Genomic DNA, 16,401 nt, shown 5'->3' with positions numbered 1-16,401 from the left:
TCAGTAATCTTAACACGCTAACAATAAAAACCATTCATCTGCAAAAAAGTTCTAAAACTGAAAAATGAATTTTATACTTTCTTATACATGAGAAATTATGAATAAGTTGCAATTTAAGACTGAAAAATCATTCAAAGACTTAGAATACATAAACTATTTTCACCAAAAATGTATATCAATTTGAATGTATATTGAAATTGTCCAGATGATTAAAGCTGCTACTTTTTTGGTAACTTTGCATTTTACAGAAAGAAGAATGGACAAAACAAAAGTAAAAGCACAGAACCATATAATAATTAAAGGAGCCAGGGTTCACAACCTAAAGAACATCTCACTGGATATTCCTCGCAATAGATTCATTGTAATTACCGGGGTGAGCGGTTCAGGAAAAAGTTCTTTAGCTTTTGATACTTTATATGCCGAAGGACAACGTCGTTACGTTGAGAGTTTAAGCGCTTATGCCCGACAGTTTCTTGGGAGAATTGATAAACCTGAAGCTGATATCATAAAGGGCATTCCACCTGCAATAGCCATTGAACAAAAAGTAAATACAAGAAATCCACGATCCACAGTAGGTACTTCCACTGAAATTTATGACTATTTAAAACTTTTATACGCCCGGGTAGGGCGTACATTCTCTCCTGTAAGCGGAAAAGAGGTAAAACGCCATCATGTATCCGATGTGGTTAATTACATCAATAATCACTCTACCGGAACAAAAGTTGCCATTTTAGCTCCTGTTTTCCTAAACGGAGAACGTTCCTGTGAAACTCAATTAGATTTACTATTGAAACAAGGCTTCAGCCGGATAGAATACAATGGAAACTTTGTTTCCATTCAGGAAATGCTGAGCAATCAAACAGAAATCAAAGTTGATTGTAATGCCATAAATCTTTTGGTTGACAGGGTAATGGCTGACAGTTCCAATGATGACAATACATCGAGAATTGCAGATTCAGTTCAAACTGCGTTCTATGAAGGGAATGGTGAGTGCATCATTCGCATTTATACAGAAAACTCCCAGGAAACTTCAGTCTTCTCCAATAGGTTTGAGGCAGATGGGATAATCTTTGAGGAGCCATCTGAACACATGTTTGCATTCAACAACCCTTTAGGCGCATGTAAAAAATGTGAAGGTTTTGGAAGCATCATAGGGATAGATGAAGATCTGGTAATTCCAAATAAGAATTTTTCCATTTATGAGGATGCAATTGCCTGTTGGAGAGGAGAAAAAATGGGAGAATGGAAGCAGCTTTTGTTAAGAAACGCACATAAATTTGATTTCCCTGTTCATAAACCATATTTTGAACTGTCACAGGAAGAAAGACGTCTGCTTTGGACAGGCAACAGGTACTTTAACGGATTGGATGAATTCTTCCATCATCTGGAAGAAAAGCTGTACAAAATACAAAACCGGGTTATGCTGGCCAGGTATCGAGGGAAAACAGTTTGTCCTGAATGTAGAGGAACTCGTCTGAGAAAGGAAGCAAGTTGGGTTAAAGTTGATGATCGTAGCATTTCCGATCTGGTCATGATGCCGGTATCTGAGTTGTCTGACTTTTTCAATCAAATAAAACTAAATGAGCACGACCGGGCTGTGGCTCGACGAATACTACTGGAGATAACCTCAAGACTTCAGTTTTTAAACCAGGTGGGCCTCGGATACCTAACATTGAATCGACTCTCCTCCACTTTAAGTGGTGGAGAGAGCCAACGAATTAATCTTGCCACATCGCTCGGAAGCAGTCTTGTCGGCTCGCTATACATACTTGATGAACCAAGCATTGGTCTTCATTCCAGAGATACCCATCTGCTGATTGAGGTTTTGAAGAATCTCCAAAAGCTTGGGAATACCGTTGTTGTTGTTGAACACGATGAGGACATCATCAGAGCGTGTGATGAAATCATAGATATTGGTCCGGGAGCAGGACAGCATGGCGGCGAAGTGGTTTTTCAAGGGCCATTTGAACAATTGGAGTCCACCAAAGAGAGTTTAACCACTCAATATCTAACAGGCACAAGAAATATTGATCTGCCCACGTGTCGTCGTCAATGGAGCAGATTTATTGAAGTAGTTGGAGCACGTGAGAATAATTTAAATAATCTCACAGTAAAATTTCCTCTTAATATCTTTACAGTGGTTACCGGAGTTAGTGGTTCCGGCAAATCAACTCTCGTAAAGAAAATACTCTATCCATCATTAAAAAAGATTAAAGGAGGAACAGCAGATAAAACAGGTTCATTTGATTTGTTGAGAGGTGATTTACAATCTATTCATGATGTGGAATTTATAGATCAAAACCCCATCGGAAAATCATCCAGATCGAACCCCGCAACATATCTCAAAGCATGGGATGACATCAGAAAAATAATGGCCGATCAAAAACAGGCCAAGCTGGAAAATATGAAACCATCTCATTTCTCATTTAATGTGGATGGAGGACGCTGTCAGGAGTGTCAGGGAGAAGGCTCCATAAAAGTTGAGATGCAATTTATGGCCGATCTGGTTCTTAAATGTGAAAGTTGTAATGGGAAAAGATTCAGACAAGAAGTACTAGATGTTCACTATCACGGTAAGAATGTTCATGAAATTTTGGAGATGACCATTGAAGAGGCCATCGAATTCTTCTCTAAACAAAACAGCGCTACCGACAGGCGAATAGTTAACAAGCTGCAATCATTGGCAGATGTTGGCCTTAATTATGTAAAACTGGGGCAATCGTCCAGCACACTCAGCGGAGGAGAAAGTCAGAGGGTAAAATTGGCTTCATTTCTTGGGATGGAAAAGACAGAACCCACCCTGTTTATTTTTGACGAACCTACAACAGGACTCCATTTTCACGACATCAACAAACTTATTAAGGCATTTAATGCCTTAATAGAAAAAGGACATTCCATTGTTGTAGTTGAACATAACATGGAAGTGATAAAATCAGCCGATCACATTATTGATTTGGGACCTGAAGGTGGAAAAGATGGAGGAAATCTGGTTTATGAAGGTACTCCTGAAAAGATTGCAGAAATAAAGGATTCTTATACTGGACAGTATCTTGCACCCTATATCAAAAGTGGCAAGGCTTAATATCTGACCTGAAAAATATTACAGAATATATTATCTACGACGTGAACCACCGCTGCTTTTAACGCCAAAGAGCAAAGCCACGCAGCCTCCTGTAATGGTTTCCATTCCCCTGTCCGGAACTCTAACAAAAACAATCATTGTTCCGGTGGTTTCAGCAGTAAAATCCCAAACTTGCGCATTTTCATAGTTTTTGTTATCAAAAACCACATGCCGATGTTCATCCAATACTTGAATATGCAGTTCAGGCAAGCTTTCAACAGCAGAAACGACTAAACGGTATTCTTCTCCTTCAAAAAAAGTTTTATATAATTCTGCACTTTCGCCTTCTTCCATATATGTGGCGTTGAAATTACCATCATGCGTAAAAGGCTCTAATTGAGGACGTGCAATATTACGAGCAAAACTTATACATTGAGCAGTAACTTCTACCCCGGACCAAAAGGCCACAATCAAAACCAAACATCTAATCAATCTCGAAATCACCATTCTTCAGGAAATGAATATAAATAGAACTAACTATAACAAGAATTTCACTTTTCGGCTACGAAATAAACTCATTACGTATTTCCGCCACTTTTTCAAACAGCTTCCTGAAAGTTTCTTTAGAAATAAAAGTTTCGGCTTCGCTACGTAAAATGGTCATACGTTTATCAGGATGAGTTTCGGCTTCTACGTTGGAAGTGGTTATGATTTTGACATCATCATAAATTACTCTGAGTTCATTCATTCGTTCAATCAGGTAGCTGATATCTGGATTCTCTTTATAGGAATCCAGAAGGTTGAGAACTGTGTTTAAGGAAAGTTTCTGATAAACAATTCTGTCGATTAGTTCCGGATTTGTATCCAGCGACCCGTTAGTAAGCTGTGTTGCAATATATAAACCTTCAATCCATCCCCCCACTAGAACCATGGCAGCAATTGCCGGACGGTCTTGTTCGGTGAGATATGCATTTGAGTTCATAAAAGTCTCGGAAATGATGTCCATGACCACTTCCCGGTTATTCATGTTTTCCTCTAAACGGCGTATGGTCTCCTCATCAATGGCTTCCAGAATTCCAAGATTCTCAGCAAGTTTCCTGGAGTTGTTCATATAATTCAAGGTGCTCTGAGTCTGATCAAAAAGGCTTGAATAGCTCATATTAGCACTGTATACGCCCAGATTAAGCGCCATTTTCAGGTTGGTATTGTACCTGTTAATATTTGAAAGAGGGTTTAATAAATCTACATCGAACCCAGCCCCAGCACGTTTTATTAACATGGCTGTTTCCAAAGGAGATGGGAGGGAATAAAAAATCATCTTAGATTTGGCAAAATCTTCCATTAATTGTTCATCAACAATTACTGAGCGGATGATCTCCTCTTCCTCAGCGGATCGGTCACGTTGTTGCTGGCAAGTGCATGAAAAAAAGCTACTTAACAGCAAAACGAAAACTACAAATGAGAATAAAATTCTAAACATCTTATATTCAATAAATATTGGGTTATCTGAATTCTTGATTTTATTATTACAGTGTTACAAGTTACACAAAATTCTCAAAAAAATTAATACGGTCAAAGAGTTATCTAGTATAAATCAAAAAAATATTAAAACAAAAGCAGAAAATAATGCTTTTGGGGTCATAAAAAATATTTGCTCATACCAATCGTGAGGATTTTTCCGGTATGCAAAATACCAAAATCTGTTAAAGTACAATTAATATGAAACGAGTCCCGAGGCTTCGGGACGAGTTCTCCCGAGTACTCGGGATCAACTGAAAAACAAATTATAAACACATGAAACAGATAGGTATTAACAAAAAAGTGTCGTCAGTGACGACACTTTTTGTATATAAGTTTATACGACTTGTTACTCAAACTTTGAGAAGTATCTCATAAATTGAGCTCTTTCATACAATACCGGATTCTGTATTTTCTTATAACTCATTAATCCTCTAAACTCATCAATGGTTTTGAATTTCTTTTCATCCATCCACTCTTCAAGTTTCTTAACCATCCTGGTAATAACTTCAGGGCCATTTTTATAAACAGAGGAACAAACCTGGGTTACTCTGGCACCAGCTAACAATTGTTTTATAACTGCATCTCCATCGTGAATTCCGGTTGATGCTGCCACTTCAATATTCTTAACTTTGTCACTTACAATGGCAACCCATCGTAACGACCGACGAATATCAGCCGGCGAGCTAAAAACCTCAGCTGCTGTTATTGATAATGTATTTATATCGATATCAGGCTCATAGAACCTGTTGAAAAGAACTACGCCTTTTGCTCCCGACACAGACAGCTTATTAACCACAGAAACCAAATTGGAGAAGTAAAGTCCCAATTTCATTACTACAGGGATCTTCAATTCTTCACTAACAGCTTTGGCAATGCTGTAATAGAGCCCTTCGTAGGAGTCGGCTGCAGAGTTTTTGTCTGTATTGAGCACAAACAGATTCAATTCAATGGCATCGGCACCTGCTTTTTCAATCTGTAAAGCAAAATCTATCCATTCTGTATCGGAATAACAGTTGATGCTGGCAATCACCGGAATATCCACAGCTGATTTGGCCTCTGATATCAACTTTAAGTACTCAGCAACAGAATTATCTCTGGAGTAATTTTTCATGTAATCAAGAGCTTCAGGATAATCCAAACCTTGTCCTGAATGGATTGCTCTGTTTACATCATGATTTATCTGCTCTTCGAACAGAGATTTCAACACCACAGCACCAGCGCCGGCATCTCTGAGTTTTTTAATTTTTTCAACGCTGTTGGTTAGTCCGGAACTTCCTACCACGATGGGATTTTTCAATTTTAGTCCCAAATAAGTCGTTTCAAGTTTTGCCATCTAATTTGCTATTAAGTATTTGCAACATAAGAAATAAGGTCTTCTGCAAACAGGGCGAATCATCGTCCTGATATTACATCAGCCTGATAATGCTTAAGGTTTTACAAGACCCGGAAACCTTTATTGATTTTACAAATATAAAAATAGTTTCCAATTTTGATCACCTTTCCCCGAAAATTGCGCTTCCTACTCTTACCATGGTGCTTCCTTCCTCAATGGCAATCCGGTAATCATCAGACATGCCCATACTGATCTCCCGGAACCCTGAATCGTTTGAAAAATACTGCTCTTTTACTTCATCATAGAGTTGCTTAAGAGATTTAAATTCAGCGCGTACTATGTCCTGATTTTCGGTAAACGTTGCCATACCCATTAATCCAATAATCTGAACATTGGACAGGGTTCTCCATTCGTCATTTTTTAATAGTTCATGCAGCTCATCGCCGCTCAGACCAAATTTTGTTGACTCTTTGGCAATATGAATTTGCAACAGACACTTTATATTGCGATGGCATTTTTTCGCCTCTTTATCGATTACTTTTAAAAGTTTATAGGAATCAACCCCGTGAATTAAAGATACAAATGGTGCAATGTATTTTACTTTATTGGATTGCAGATGTCCGATCATATGCCACTCAATATCGTCAGGTAAAACAACAACTTTAGCTGTAAGCTCCTGAACTTTATTCTCTCCAAATTGCCGTTGGCCATGATGGTATGCCTCCAGAATTAATTCCGGAGGATGTGTTTTGGAAACTGCGATTAGATTTACACCCCCGGGAATTGATTCTTTTATCCGCTGTAGATTGGTTTTAATGCTCATAGTAAGTTTATGCTCAAATCCTGATTCTTTTTAAAGAATCACAGATTTCATTTTTGATAAAAAAACAAAGAGCACAATGGGTTAAAAGTATTGAATAACACCATGTGCACCTTGTATTTATATCTGATATTCAGAGAACTCTACTCAAGTTCATGAATAACAAGGCCTGATCTTAATTTAGGTTCAAACCACGTTGTTTTTGGAGGCATAATATTGCCGGTATCGGCAATATCGATCAATTGCTTCATAGAAACCGGGTATAGCGCAAACGCAACCTGCATCTCTCCTGAATCCACTCGCTTTTTTAATTCTCCCAAACCTCTGATCCCTCCAACAAAATCGATTCTTTTTGAAGTTCTTAAATCTTCAATACCCAAAATTCTGTCGAGTACATGACGCGACAAAACGGTTACATCCAATACCTCAATAGGATCCTGGTCATTGTATGTTCCTTTTCGGGCAACAAGTTTGTACCATTTACCACTTAAATACATGCTAAACTCATGCAAACAGGTGGGTTTATATATCTCCTCTCCTATTTCTGTCACTTCAAAAGTACGTCCCAGAGCAATTAAAAAGTCGGTTTCTGAGAGCCCGTTCAGGTCTTTAACAACACGGTTATAATCGATAATGGCCAATTGATTATCAGGAAAACACACCGTCATAAAGTAATTATACTCCTCGTTTCCGGTATGATTCGGATTATTACTTTTCCTTTCATGACCAACCCGGGCAGCAGCTGCAGTGCGGTGATGACCGTCGGCAACATAAGTTACCGGAACTTTTTCAGCAAAAAGGTTCTCTATTTGCTCATTCGTACCTTTATCTCTAATAACCCAGAACTGATGGCGAAAATCATCTTCGCTGGTAAAATCGTAATCAGCCTCATTTGAAGAAACTATTGCTTCTACAATTGCATCTATTTCCGGAACTGCTTTATAGCTGAAAAACACCGGCTCCATATTGGCATTGTTAATTCGGATGTGTTGCATCCGATCCTCTTCTTTATCAGGGCGGGTTAACTCATGCTTTTTGATGACATCATTAAAATAGTCCTCACAAGCTGCACAACCAACAATTCCGTATTGGGTGCGTCCGTCCATGGTTTGTGCATAAATGTAGAAATATGCTTCCGGATCCTGCACCAACCATCCCTTGGCTTTAAAGTTTCGGAAGTTCTCCACAGATTTGGCATACACCTCTTCAGAATGGACATCAGCATCAGGATTGCAATCAATTTCAGACCTTGTGATGTGTAAAAGTGAGTGATCTTTTCCTTCTGCCATTTTTGCAGCTTCCTCCGAGTTCATAACATCATAAGGCAAACAAGAAAGTTCTGCGGCAATCTCTTTTGGGGGACGAATTCCTTTAAATGGTTTTAAAACAGACATAGATTTAGATTTACAATAGATCGTTAGACTTTTAGATTATTAGATACAAGCATGTTTCTTATTATCAGCTAATTGTGCGACATGACAACAAATCCATATACATTTGATAACCATCTGAATAAAAAAGTTTAACGAACTATTGAGATTTATAGACAATTGAAAAAAGGCTCTTTAACGGTTTACCCTGAAAGTTTCGTCACCTGAAGTCAGGTAACTCACAATTTGCCGTGCAGCTGCCACTCCGGCATTCACGTTGGCTTCCTCAGTTTGTGCTCCCATTTTTTTGGGTGTGAAAAAATATCTTCCGGGAAATCTCTTTTGGAATTCTTCGGCCTTATCTGGAGTGATATCTGATAAATACATGAAATCTGGTCTTTCATCCATCAATTCAATCATCCCGTCCTCGTCAATGACCTCTTTACGTGCTGTATTTACCAATACAGCGCCTTGAGGCATCATAGAAAGTATTGCTTTATTAATGGATTTTTTTGTAAAATCATTGGCCGGAATGTGCAGTGAAATAAATTCACAAGTTCTATATAACTCCTCTACAGAAGCCAATGGTTCAACGCCATGCGCCTGCATTCGATCTGCACTCACATAAGGATCGTATCCATAAACTTTCATATCAAACCCGTGAGCAATTTTTCCTACATAGTAGCCAACATTGCCATAGGCATGAATCCCGATGGATTTCCCTCTCAATTCTGAACCTACTCCTCCGCTGAATTGCTTACGCATTCCATAAATCATCATTCCAAAAACCAATTCAGCCACAGCGTTTGAATTCTGACCCGGGGTATTCATGGCAACCACCTCACGTTGTGTGCATGCATCCAAATCCAGATTATCATATCCGGCGCCGGCACGAACAACAATTTTCAAATTCTTCGCAGCATCCAATACTTCAGTAGTAACTTTATCTGAGCGAACAATCATTGCATCCACATCTGCAACTGCTGAAAGCAGTTGTGACTTGTCTGTATATTTTTCAAGTAGTTCGAGTTGAAACCCTGCACCGTCCAGTACAATTTTTATCTCGTCTATGGCAATTTGAGAGAAGGGTTTCTCTGTTGCAACCAATACTTTTTTCATATTCTTAAGTTTTTATTTTCCTTTGATTATAGCTCAAATCTATAAAAATATTAAAAGGAGAGCAATGAATGATCCCCACCAGCTCCCCTTTTATATCTGTCAGGAATAATTCTGAAAGAATTATTCCATAATGTGTTTTAATGCTTTTTTTCAAACTCCTGCATAACGTCAATTAGAGCTTTAACACTCTCTACTGGTAAAGCATTATAGCAAGAGGCTCTGAATCCTCCCACAGAACGGTGGCCTTTTATCCCAACCATGCCTTTGGAAATGGCAAATTCCCGGAATTCAAGTTCCAAATCCTTATACTCATCATTCATAACAAAGCAGATATTCATAACAGAACGATCTTCGATGTTTTTCACCGTAGCCTTAAACATCTTGTTGCGTTCAATTTCTGAATATAACATGTCTGCCTTTGCAATATTTCTCTTTTCCATCTCTTTTACACCACCCTGCTCTTTAAGCCAAATAAGAGTTTGTAAAGCTGAAAAAATTGGAACCACCGGAGGTGTATTAAACATGGATTCGTTATCAATGTGGGTCTTATAATTTAACATGGTAGGAATTTTCCTATCAACTTTGCCTAATGCATCTTCTTTAACGATTACAAAAGCAACACCCGATGGCGCGAGGTTCTTTTGTGCGCCACCATAAATCACTGAGTATTTTGACACATCAATTGGTCGTGAAAAAATATCAGAAGACATATCGGCAACCAAAGGAACATTCACATCCAAATCTTCTTTAATCTCTGTTCCAAAAATGGTGTTGTTGGTAGTAATATGAAAATAATCGGCGTCAGACGGGATTTCATAACCCTTAGGGATATAACAGAAATTTTCATCTTTGGAAGAAGCAACTTCAACAACCTCACCAAAAAAGTGAGCCTCTTTAATGGCTTTTGAAGCCCAGGTACCAGTGTTCAGGTATGCCGCTTTTTTGTTCATCAGGTTATAAGGAACCATGCAAAACTGCATACTGGCACCTCCACCCAAAAACAAAACCTCATACCCCGAAGGAATATCCAACAGTTCTTTAAACAGTTTGTTTGCCTGCTCCATAACGGCCATGAACTCTTTATCGCGGTGAGAAACCTCCATGACAGACAAACCGGTACCAGCAAAATTTAGAATTGCATCTGCTGTATTTTTAATGGTATATTCCGGAAGGATAGACGGTCCGGCTGAAAAATTATGCTTCTTCATGAGTATTTAAATTGTTTAAGTATAGAATCGGTTATTATATTCTAAATATCAATCAATTGAGAAGTAATTCAAATAGTTCATTAACCATTGAAAGAAAAAATATTATCAACAAAGTTACAACTATTCATACTGTTGAATCAATTATAGTTAAAATCTTTTTTCCACTATTTTTCAACAGGTGAAAATTGCAACAGAATTACTTTTCCGAATGCAAAATTAAAAGAAAAACAGATATATTACTTATAAAATATCAAAAGAAATTCAACTTTAAATAAATGGCGGTTTAACAATTCTTGCCTTGATCGATCTGTTGCGTATCAAAATTCTGATTTCATCGCCAATTTTAAGGGTTCCGGATTGGATATACCCCAGACCAATACCGTTATCAAGAACAGGTGAGATGCTTCCTGAAGTCACTTCTCCAATAATATTATCCTGCAAATCGGTTATCTGGTAGCCTTTGCGTGGAATACCCTTTTCCTCCATTATGAATGCTCTGAGACGTCTGGAGACTCCGTCCTTTTTCTGTTTAATTAAGGGCTCCCGACCAATAAAATCACTCTTTTTTTCAAGTTTTGTAACCCATCCTAAACCGGCTTCAAGAGGAGTGGTTGATTCATCAATATCATTGCCATGCAAGCAAAACCCCATTTCCAGACGCAAAGTATCTCTTGCTCCAAGTCCTGCCGGCATAATATTCTCGGGTTTACCTACCTCCATTATGGCATCCCATATTTGTACTACGTTCTCGTTATAGGCGTAAATTTCGAAACCACCAGCTCCTGTATATCCGGTATTGGAGATTATCACCTCTTTAACTCCTGCCAATGAGTGTGTAATAAAAGAATAGTAGGGAATTGATGATAAATCAGCATCGGTTAATCTTTGCAAAATTTTATTGGCCTGTGGTCCCTGAATAGCAAGTAAAGAGATTTTATCACTTGCATTTTCCAGAACTAAATTCTCACTCTCCTGCTGTTTCAACCAATCCCAATCATTATTTATGTTGGATGCATTTACAACCAGCATATATTTTTCCGGGTCATAACAGTAAATAAGCAGATCGTCTAATATTCCTGCGTCGCTATTCAAAAGACATGTATATTGTGCCTGACCGGGATGTAATTTCTCAACATCATTACAGGTAACTCTTTGCAAAAAGTCTTTTGCTCCCGCTCCTTTTACCCAGATTTCTCCCATATGAGAAACATCAAAGAGTCCGGCCGTATTTCGCACAGCCATATGCTCATTTCTAATTCCTGTATACTCCAATGGCATTAAGAAGCCACCAAAAGGTACAATTTTTGCTCCTGAATCAATATGTTTTTGATATAAAGGTGTTTTTTGCATTTCTGTACGGAGTTTTCTAAATAATCATATATAAAATCTTTTTATTCAGCAAATTATGGCAATAAACAATGTAAAAATCGTAACTAAATCTTTTAAAAGCTACCAGTTTCACACCTTAAAATTATAAAATCAAATACATTAAATAAAAATATATTTCCAATTATTGATCTATTATATTAGATTTGCATAATTAGAATAAATTACCCGATACACCAAAAAATATTGATTTATGTCCTCTAAATTCCAATTAATAGAACTTTCATACCTGGAAAGCATAGCAGATGGAGATAACGAAATATTAGCTGAATTAATTAATATATTTCTAGATCAGGTACCGGAGTATGAAGATGGTTTTGATACCTATTTTAAAGAGAAGAATTGGAAAGATTTAGCAGCACTGGCGCACAAGGCAAAGTCTTCGGTACTGTCAATGGGAATGGAAAATTTGGGGAACGAAGATCTCAAAAATCTTGAACTGATATCAAAATCATTTAGAATTAAAGAACTTGAAGAGAAAAATGATTTATCAGAAAAAGAGGAAAATGAGATAAAAAATTTATATTTGAATATTAAAAGTTACCCAGAGAAGAAACAAGATTGGATAAAATCCAATGGAACTGAGGAAACCATGAAAAGCATTATAGATAATTTTAGAAGATCGTGTGACATTGCAAGCACGGAGCTAAAAAATGTACTAGTAAAGAAATAGTCATGTTAAAGACAGAAACAAAAAACAATATTCAGGTTGGAAAGCTGGAAGGCACAGATCGCCTCAATGCACCCATAGCACCAGTCGTAAAAGATGAACTAATTGAGCATCTTTCAAAAAACAATTATAAAATTGTTTTAGATCTTGAAAACATCAGATTCATTGATAGTACGGGTATTGGGGTATTAATAAGCGTCTTAAAGTCAACCCGCGAAAACAATGGCTCTTTTATTCTTCAAAATGTTAATAAGGATGTGATGAGCTTACTAAGTTTGATGAAACTCGATAAAGTATTCGACTTCAGTAACGAATAATCTTTATTTTTTGATATTTTTAAAAAACGGGATTTTGCATTAAATTGCAACATCCCGTTTTTTTGTGCTACTGATTTTTAAATACCAATCCATTCTCATCGGCATCTACAAGAATAGATTCATCGGATTGAACGGATTCTGCAAGAATCAGTTTTGACAAATGATTCAGCACGTGGTGCTGAATAGCTCTGCGTACAGGACGTGCTCCATAGTGTGGATCAAATCCCGCCTTAACAAGCCAATCAATGGCCGACTCAGTGATTTCGATGTTGACTCCCTGATTTTTCAAAACATCAACCAAGCCATTAAACTGCATTTTTACAATCTCCTTCACTTGCTCCTTATCTAAAGGAGTAAAGAAAATGATTTCGTCGATTCGGTTTAAGAACTCCGGACGTATGGTTTGTCTCAACAACTCGGTCATTTTTGCACGAACATTATCATCAATGTTGCTATGTCCGCTGTCGATGCTCTCTTGCAACAGATGAGATCCAAGATTGGAAGTCATAATAACAATGGAGTTCTTGAAATCCACAACCCTCCCTTTGTTATCAGTCAGACGGCCATCATCCAAAACCTGAAGCAAAATATTAAACACATCGGGATGAGCCTTTTCAATTTCATCCAGCAACACCACGGAATAAGGTTTTCTACGGACAGCTTCAGTGAGTTGTCCGCCTTCGTCATAGCCAACATATCCGGGAGGAGCTCCAACCAAACGGGAGACAGAGTGTCTCTCCTGATATTCAGACATATCAATTCGCGTCATAAGATTCTCATCATCAAACAAGAATCCGGCCAAAGCCTTAGCCAGTTCGGTTTTACCAACACCGGTTGAACCCAAAAAGATAAACGAACCAATGGGTCGTCTGGCATCCTGTAAGCCTGCCCTACTGCGCCTCACGGCATTTGCTACTGCAGAGATGGCTTCATCTTGCCCTACCACCCGTTTATGCAATTCCTCCTCAATGGCCAGCAATTTCTGGCGTTCGGTTTTTAACATTTTGTTGACAGGAATGCCAGTCCACCGACTCACCACCTGCGCTACATCTTCCGAATCAACCTCCTCCTTGATCATAGCGCTATCCATCTGCTTTTCTGAAAGCGTGGCCTTTAGCTTTTCAATACTCTGCTCGGCATCTTTAATTCTGCCATATCTTAATTCAGCAACTTTTTCATAAAGACCTTCTCTTTCGGCTTTCTCAGCTTCAAATTTATAAGTCTCAATGTCAGCTTTGAATTTTTGAATCTTTTCAATAATCGATCGCTCCTCCTGCCACCTGGCCATGAGCGATGAATGCTTCTGCTTTAATTCAGATATTTCAAAGGACAAAGATTCCATTTTGGCCTTATCGCCTTCTCTTTTAATGGCTTCTCGCTCAATCTCCAGTTGCTTTATTTTCCTTTCAATTTCGTCAATTTCTTCCGGAACTGAATTCATTTCCAATCGTAATTTGGAGGCAGCTTCATCAATTAAATCTATGGCTTTATCGGGTAAAAACCGGTCTGAAATGTACCGTTTTGACAATTCTACAGCCGAAATAATAGCTTCATCTCTGATCCGCACCTTATGATGAGACTCATAGCGCTCCTTTAATCCTCTCAGGATAGAAATGGATGATAAAGTATCAGGTTCATCAACCATCACAATTTGAAATCTGCGTTCCAGAGCCTTATCCTTTTCAAAGTATTTCTGATATTCATTTAGCGTGGTTGCCCCAATCGCTCTTAACTCGCCTCTTGCCAATGCCGGCTTAAGAATGTTTGCAGCATCCATGGCACCCTCACTCTTGCCGGCACCCACCAGGGTGTGTATCTCATCAATAAATAGAACAACTTCACCATCACTGGCAAGCACTTCTTTCACTACCGCTTTTAGCCGCTCTTCAAACTCTCCTTTGTACTTTGCACCAGCTACCAAAGCTCCCATATCCAGAGAGAATATTTGTTTGCTCTTTAGGTTTTCAGGCACATCACCATTAATGATGCGATGTGCCAATCCCTCTGCAATGGCAGTTTTTCCAACACCCGGGTCCCCAATCAGAACCGGATTATTCTTAGTTCTTCGGGATAGAATTTGCAAAATCCTGCGAATTTCATCATCCCTACCAATAACAGGATCCAACTTTCCGGAACGAGCCATATCGTTAAGATTGATGGCAAATCGCCCCAGAGCATCATAGGTGTCTTCTGCTGTTTGGCTATCTACTTTACTGCCTTTTCTAAGCTCATGCACAGCCATTTCAAGGCCTTTTTCAGTTGCACCTGCATCTTTCAACATCTTTGCAACTGAGTCGGCTCCTCCAACAATTCCAATAAGAATGTGTTCGATGGATGCAAACTTATCCCCCATTTGCTTTGCTTTGTTGATGGCTCTCTGTAATGCATCCGAAGCAGCCCTTCCCAGATATGGTTCACCACCGCTCACTTTTGGATAAGACTCAACAATCTTATCCAAAATCTGGAAAACATTTGAAATTCCTAACTTTCCAAACAGATGCTTTGTAAGTTGTTCTTCCGTTTGTACGATACCTTTCAACAAATGACCGTTTTCAACTGCCTGATGGTTCAATCCGGCAGCAATTTGTACAGCTTGCTGAACAGATTCCTGTGCTTTTATGGTAAATTGATTCAGATTCATGATGTTCTTTTTAAATATGGTTCTGATTTGATGGCATCAAAATTATTGCCACTATACATTTAATGACATTTTGGCATTAAATGTATATGGTTGTATGTCAAAGTTTCACAATACCATTATATGTAACTATTCTTGTATCCATAACGTTTAGAAAAACCAGACAGGTTATTTCGTTTAAAACATCAGAATAATATTGGAAACATTAGCTCATTTAATTAATTTAGCACCATTCAATTCAGTAGATTAATAGATAGTTAGATTTTTAGTCCCGATGCATCAGGATTAGAAATTAAATGAAATAAGGTTCTTAAGTTTAATCAATTTATGTATTTATTCATCTACAAACCAAATATTTAAAAAGTATTGACAAACTACTATTATATTCAATAAAACAAATAATTTATGCAAAAGTATAGCTTGATCATCGTCTCAATTCTCATTACATTTCTGGTTTCGTGTAACACACCTGGAAGTGCTCCTGTTGCTTCAAATACAGAAACGCCCAAAAAGTGTTGCGACCATCATAAACCAGCTGAGCCGGTTGCTGAAATCTCCGTTGATGAACTTTTTGAGAATGCCGAGAAATACAATGGCAAACTTGTTACAGTTCACGGTCTTTGCATACACACTTGTCGTCACAGTGGGAAGCGCATGTTCATAAAAGGAGATCATGATGATTATCTTCTATTGATATCGGCTGGAGAATCCATCACCAATTTTGAGGCATCCCTTGAAGGGTCTCAAATTTCGGCCACCGGAGTCATCAGTGTATTGAGAAGTGGTTGCGGACACAACCATGCAGATGGTCACAGCTGTTCAGCTGCCGCTTCAGCTCAACAACTTGAAATGTTGTGTCAGGAGTTTAAAAGCGTTTCTTGAAACGAGTGAGTCCCGAGGCTTCGGGAATGTTCTAAAGATGGATCATTCCTGGACATCAAACCAATTTGTTTTCCCA

13 protein-coding genes are annotated in these 16,401 nt (G+C 38.3%); 4 read left to right on the top strand and 9 right to left on the bottom strand.

The window, feature by feature from the left end; genetic code table 11:
* Window positions 1-256: 256 nt before the first annotated feature.
* Window positions 257-3,082, top strand: coding sequence for an excinuclease ABC subunit UvrA (gene uvrA, locus B5X70_RS10790; RefSeq protein ID WP_079557965.1), 2,826 nt, complete (start codon window positions 257-259; stop codon window positions 3,080-3,082).
* Between the two features lie 30 nt (window positions 3,083-3,112).
* On the opposite strand, the gene B5X70_RS10785 is transcribed toward uvrA, so the two are convergent.
* The 8 genes from B5X70_RS10785 to gcvT all read right to left on the bottom strand — a co-directional run bounded on the left by B5X70_RS10785 (window position 3,113) and on the right by gcvT (window position 11,782).
* Window positions 3,113-3,529, bottom strand: a complete 417-nt coding sequence (locus tag B5X70_RS10785) for a hypothetical protein (protein ID WP_143255066.1) — start codon at window positions 3,527-3,529, stop codon at window positions 3,113-3,115.
* A 94-nt stretch (window positions 3,530-3,623) separates the two neighbouring features.
* Window positions 3,624-4,541, bottom strand: coding sequence for a hypothetical protein (locus B5X70_RS10780; protein WP_079557913.1), 918 nt, complete (start codon window positions 4,539-4,541; stop codon window positions 3,624-3,626).
* A gap of 387 nt (window positions 4,542-4,928) precedes the next feature.
* On the bottom strand, window positions 4,929-5,915 hold the full coding sequence (locus B5X70_RS10775; RefSeq protein WP_079557912.1) for a dihydroorotate dehydrogenase-like protein: 987 nt from the start codon (window positions 5,913-5,915) through the stop codon (window positions 4,929-4,931).
* A gap of 160 nt (window positions 5,916-6,075) precedes the next feature.
* On the bottom strand, window positions 6,076-6,738 hold the full coding sequence (locus tag B5X70_RS10770; RefSeq protein ID WP_079557911.1) for a YggS family pyridoxal phosphate-dependent enzyme: 663 nt from the start codon (window positions 6,736-6,738) through the stop codon (window positions 6,076-6,078).
* 140 nt (window positions 6,739-6,878) lie between these two features.
* A complete protein-coding gene (locus B5X70_RS10765; protein ID WP_079557910.1) occupies window positions 6,879-8,129 on the bottom strand; it encodes a DUF1015 domain-containing protein in 1,251 nt (416 codons plus the stop codon).
* A 171-nt stretch (window positions 8,130-8,300) separates the two neighbouring features.
* A complete protein-coding gene (locus tag B5X70_RS10760) occupies window positions 8,301-9,224 on the bottom strand; it encodes a 3-phosphoglycerate dehydrogenase (RefSeq protein ID WP_079557909.1) in 924 nt (307 codons plus the stop codon).
* Window positions 9,225-9,361: 137 nt separating this feature from the next.
* Window positions 9,362-10,432, bottom strand: coding sequence for a 3-phosphoserine/phosphohydroxythreonine transaminase (gene serC / locus B5X70_RS10755; RefSeq protein ID WP_079557908.1), 1,071 nt, complete (start codon window positions 10,430-10,432; stop codon window positions 9,362-9,364).
* Between the two features lie 267 nt (window positions 10,433-10,699).
* Window positions 10,700-11,782, bottom strand: a complete 1,083-nt coding sequence (gene gcvT / locus B5X70_RS10750; protein WP_079557907.1) for a glycine cleavage system aminomethyltransferase GcvT — start codon at window positions 11,780-11,782, stop codon at window positions 10,700-10,702.
* A gap of 229 nt (window positions 11,783-12,011) precedes the next feature.
* Between gcvT and B5X70_RS10745 the strand changes: the two genes are divergently transcribed.
* On the top strand, window positions 12,012-12,491 hold the full coding sequence (locus B5X70_RS10745) for an Hpt domain-containing protein (protein WP_079557906.1): 480 nt from the start codon (window positions 12,012-12,014) through the stop codon (window positions 12,489-12,491).
* Between the two features lie 2 nt (window positions 12,492-12,493).
* A complete protein-coding gene (locus B5X70_RS10740) occupies window positions 12,494-12,805 on the top strand; it encodes an STAS domain-containing protein (protein WP_079557905.1) in 312 nt (103 codons plus the stop codon).
* A gap of 67 nt (window positions 12,806-12,872) precedes the next feature.
* Here the strand turns inward: B5X70_RS10740 and clpB are convergent, their stop codons facing one another.
* Window positions 12,873-15,446, bottom strand: a complete 2,574-nt coding sequence (gene clpB / locus B5X70_RS10735; RefSeq protein WP_079557904.1) for an ATP-dependent chaperone ClpB — start codon at window positions 15,444-15,446, stop codon at window positions 12,873-12,875.
* A gap of 402 nt (window positions 15,447-15,848) precedes the next feature.
* On the opposite strand from clpB, the gene B5X70_RS10730 reads away from it, so the two are divergent.
* The gene (locus B5X70_RS10730; RefSeq protein ID WP_079557903.1) at window positions 15,849-16,325 is read left to right on the top strand and encodes a hypothetical protein; all 477 of its coding nucleotides are present in this window, start codon (window positions 15,849-15,851) and stop codon (window positions 16,323-16,325) included.
* Window positions 16,326-16,401 lie beyond the last annotated feature (76 nt).

The sequence above is a fragment of the Alkalitalea saponilacus genome, assembly GCF_900168165.1.
GTDB lineage: Bacteria > Bacteroidota > Bacteroidia > Bacteroidales > Marinilabiliaceae > Natronoflexus > Natronoflexus saponilacus.
The sequence above is the reverse complement of the archived record's forward strand: the minus strand, read 5'-3'. Positions and strand labels throughout refer to the sequence as shown.